Raw genomic sequence first — 3,726 nt, 5'->3', positions numbered from 1 at the left:
CTCGTCTCGGCCAGCACGTCCACCGGCATCCAGATCAGGCAGGCGACCTGCGGTGCCAAAAACAGTCCCAGCGGGATGGGGTGGGACGGGTCCCGGTCCGGACACCGGTGTGGCCAAGCCAAAAACAGTCTGGGGCGGGTCCCAGGCTCCGGTGGCCGGGGCGGCTGAGCAGAAGCCCGCTCCCGGCCCCGGGGAGGCGAATCGGGTCCAGCCGGGCACGGCCGAGCTGGAACCGATCCCCGACTCTGTCAGGCGTCGCTGGAGCGGGCCCAGCGGTTGACGCCCGACTCGACGGCGTCCCTGTCGATCGCCTCAAGCTCCTCGGCGGTGAACGGCAGGTTCTCCACCGCCCCGAGGCTGTCCTCGAGCTGCCGGACGCTGCTCGCGCCGATCAGCACCGAGGTGACCCGCCTGTCCCGCAGCGCCCACGCCAGCGCCATCTGCGCCAGGGACTGGCCGCGCGCCGCCGCGATCCCGTTCAGCGTGCGGACGTGCCGCATGGTCTCCTCGGTCAGCATCTCCGGGGTGAGGAAGTGCCCCAGCGAGGCACGCGACCCCTCGGGGACGCCGTTGAGGTAGCGGTCGGTCAGCACGCCCTGCGCCAGCGGCGAGAACGCGATGCAGCCGACACCCTCGTCCTCCAGGACGTCCAGCAGCCCGTCCTCGATCCACCGGTTGAGCATCGAGTACGACGGCTGATGGATCAGCAGCGGCGTGCCCATCTCCCGCAGGATCCGGGCGGCCTCCGCGGTGTGCTCGGGGGAGTAGGACGAAATCCCGGCGTACAGCGCCTTGCCGGACCTGACCGCGTGGTCCAGCGCGCCCATCGTCTCCTCGAGCGGCGTCTCGGGGTCGAAACGGTGGCTGTAGAAGATGTCGACGTAGTCGAGCCCCATCCGCTCCAGCGACCTGTCCAGGCTGGCCAGCAGATACTTGCGCGACCCCCACTCGCCGTAGGGGCCGGGCCACATGTCGTATCCCGCCTTGGTGGAGATGACCAGCTCGTCGCGGTATCCCGCGAAGTCGTCCCTGAAGTGCCTGCCGAAGTTGGTCTCCGCGGAGCCGTACGGCGGCCCGTAGTTGTTGGCCAGGTCGAAGTGGGTCACCCCCAGGTCGAACGCCCTCCTGAGGATGGCCCGCTGGACCTCGAAGGGCTTGTCGTCGCCGAAGTTGTGCCAGAGCCCCAGCGAGACGGCGGGCAGCTTCAGCCCGCTCTTGCCCACCCTGTTGTACGGCTGCCGCCCGTCGTACCTGTCGTGGGCCGCCACGTAGGTCATCGGTCCACCTTGGCCGTGTCGAGGATCCAGGACAGGACCAGGGCCTCCTCACGCCAGGAGTCGTATCTGCCGCTGCGACCGCCGTGCCCGGCACCCATCTCCGTCTTGAGCAGGAAGGGGCCGCCCTTCGCGACCTCGCGGAGCTTCGCGATCCACTTGGCCGGCTCGTGGTAGAAGACGCGGGTGTCGTTGAGGCTGGTGATCGCGAGGATCGGCGGGTAGATCCGGTCGCCCACGTTCTCGTACGGCGTGTACGACTTCATGTACTCGTACACGTCGGCGTTGTGCAGCGGGTCGCCCCACTCGTCCCACTCGATGACGGTCAGCGGCAGCGAGGGATCGAGGATCGTGTTCAGCGCGTCCACGAACGGCACTTCGGCGACCACGCCCGTGAAGCTCTCCGGTGAGAGGTTCGCGACCGCGCCCATGAGCAGCCCGCCCGCGGAGCCGCCCCTGGCGATGATCGCGCTCGACCAATTCTCCGCCTTGAGGTGTTCCGCGGCGGCGACGAAGTCGGTGAAGGTGTTCTTCTTCTTCTGGAACTTGCCGTCCTCGTACCAGCGGCGGCCCATCTCACCGCCACCCCTGACGTGCGCGATGGCGAAGACGAAGCCCCTGTCCAGCAGGCTGAGCCTGGCCACGGAGAACGACGGATCGATCGAGATCTCGTAGCTGCCGTAGCCGTAGAGCACGGTCGGCGCAGGCCGCTCGACGCCCTTCCTGACCACGATCGAGATGGGGACCCGGGTGCCGTCGGAGGCGGTCGCCCACTCGCGGAACTGCTCGTAGTCGTCCGGGTCGTAGCCGCCGAGCACGGGCTTGCGCTTCAACAGGATCAGCTCGCGCGCCCGCAGGTCATAGTCGTAGACCGAGGGCGGGGTGACCATGCTGGTGTAGCCGAGGCGCAGCCGCTCACTGACGAACTCCGGGTTCCCCGAAGGCGCCACGTCGTAGATCGGCTCAGGGAAGGAGATCTCGTACGGCTCCGCCCCCTCGTCGCCCGCCGGCGCGGGTCCCGCGGGCAGGATGCGGATGCCGGTCAGGCCGTCACGACGGAAGTGCACGACGGTGTGGCTCTGGAAGGCGTCGACGTTCAGCAGCCGGGTGTCGGCGCGGTGCTCGATCAGCGGCGTCCACTCACCGGGGGTGTCGAGCGGCGCGGTGGCCAGCTCGAAGTTCTCGGCGTTCCGGTTGTGCAGGATCAGGAAGTGGTCTTCCGCGTGGTCGAGGCCGTACTCGACCCCGATCTCCCTGGGCCTGACGAGGCGGAACTCACCCGTCGGGTTGTCCGCCTCCAGGATGCGAACCTCGCTGGTGATCTTGCTGCCCGCCGACAGTACGAGGTAGCGCTCGCTGCGGGTCAGGCCGATGCCGATCCAGAACCGCTCGTCGCTCTCCTCGTGGACGAGCACGTCCTCCTCGGTCGGGGTGCCGATCGTGTGCCGGTGGATTCGGTTGGGCCGCCAGGCGTCGTCGACGGTCGTGTAGAAGAACGCGCTGCCGTCTGCGGACCAGGCTCCGCCGTAGAAGATGCCGCTGACCTCGTCGTCGAGGACCGCGCCCGTGGTGAGGTCCTTGACCCTCAGGGTGAAGCGCTCGTCGCCGGTGAAGTTGACCGAGTAGGCGAGCAGGGTGCCGTCAGGGCTGACCGCGCTGGTGCCGACGGAGAAGAAGTCGCTGTCCCCGGCCAGTTCGTTGCCGTCGAGCAGGATCTGCTCACCGGACAGCGGCTCGCCCGCCTTCAGCTCGGGAGGAGCCTCCCCGTTCGCCGCGACCCGGCACTGGATGCCGTACTGCTTGCCCTCTTCGGTCCTGGAGTAGTACCACCAGCCGTTCTTCCTGGTGGGAACGGACAGGTCCGTCTCCAACGTCCGATCCTTTATCTCCTGGAAGATCGTCTCCTGGAGCTGTTTGAGATGGACGGTCGCCTGCTGCGTGTAGGCGTTCTCCGCTTCGAGGTAGGCGATCGTCTCCGGATCGTCTTTGACCGTCAGCCACGCGTAGTCGTCGACCACGGTGTCCCCGTGGTGCACGCGCTCGCTGGGAACCTTCTTCGCCGTAGGCGCTGTCTGGCTGCTCACCCAGCCGAGTCTATGTTTCCCGCGGTCCCGGTCCCGGATCTCCCGCACGGGCTTCGCCGTTACGTCCCGAGCGGTCGACGGGGACTGCTAATGTTTTGGCGTCGGCAAGGTTCGGCACAAACCACTCCACTCACCTCCGGTGATCCGGTGTGGCTTGTTCTGTGTTTGTCGACGACCCCGCCAAACCAACGGTTTTGAAGATCGGTTCGCAGAGCCGCTCAGAGGCTGGTAAGTTTGAAGGGTTGCTCCGGAGACGGGGCGGTCTGAATTCCTCTCAGACAAGCTAGATCGAATCAAATGGATCCGCCCGGATCGGTTTGACACGAAAAAGCGGGTCTGAAAGAATAAAGACACAACGAAATGAACGA

At 66.9% G+C, this 3,726-nt stretch carries 2 protein-coding genes; both read right to left on the bottom strand.

Annotated features, from left to right (window positions below):
• Positions 1-248: 248 nt before the first annotated feature.
• Positions 249-1,277: an L-glyceraldehyde 3-phosphate reductase gene (mgrA, locus tag AB0395_RS47770; protein WP_366294913.1), complete on the bottom strand. Its 1,029-nt coding sequence runs from the start codon at positions 1,275-1,277 to the stop codon at positions 249-251.
• Positions 1,274-3,358 carry a S9 family peptidase gene (locus AB0395_RS47765; protein WP_366294910.1) on the bottom strand — a complete coding sequence of 695 codons (2,085 nt, stop codon included), beginning with the start codon at positions 3,356-3,358 and terminating at the stop codon, positions 1,274-1,276. Before AB0395_RS47765 ends, mgrA begins: the two co-directional genes overlap by 4 nt.
• Positions 3,359-3,726 lie beyond the last annotated feature (368 nt).

Origin of the sequence: Streptosporangium sp. NPDC051023, assembly GCF_040689595.1 — a bacterium.
GTDB lineage: Bacteria > Actinomycetota > Actinomycetes > Streptosporangiales > Streptosporangiaceae > Streptosporangium.
Note: the sequence above shows the minus strand (reverse complement) of the source record. Positions and strands in the feature narration are given on the sequence as shown.

Coding starts and splice junctions, on each gene's coding strand:
- mgrA (WP_366294913.1), bottom strand. CDS start 1,277: ATGACCTACGTGGCGGCCCACGACAGGTACGACGGGCGGCAGCCGTAC.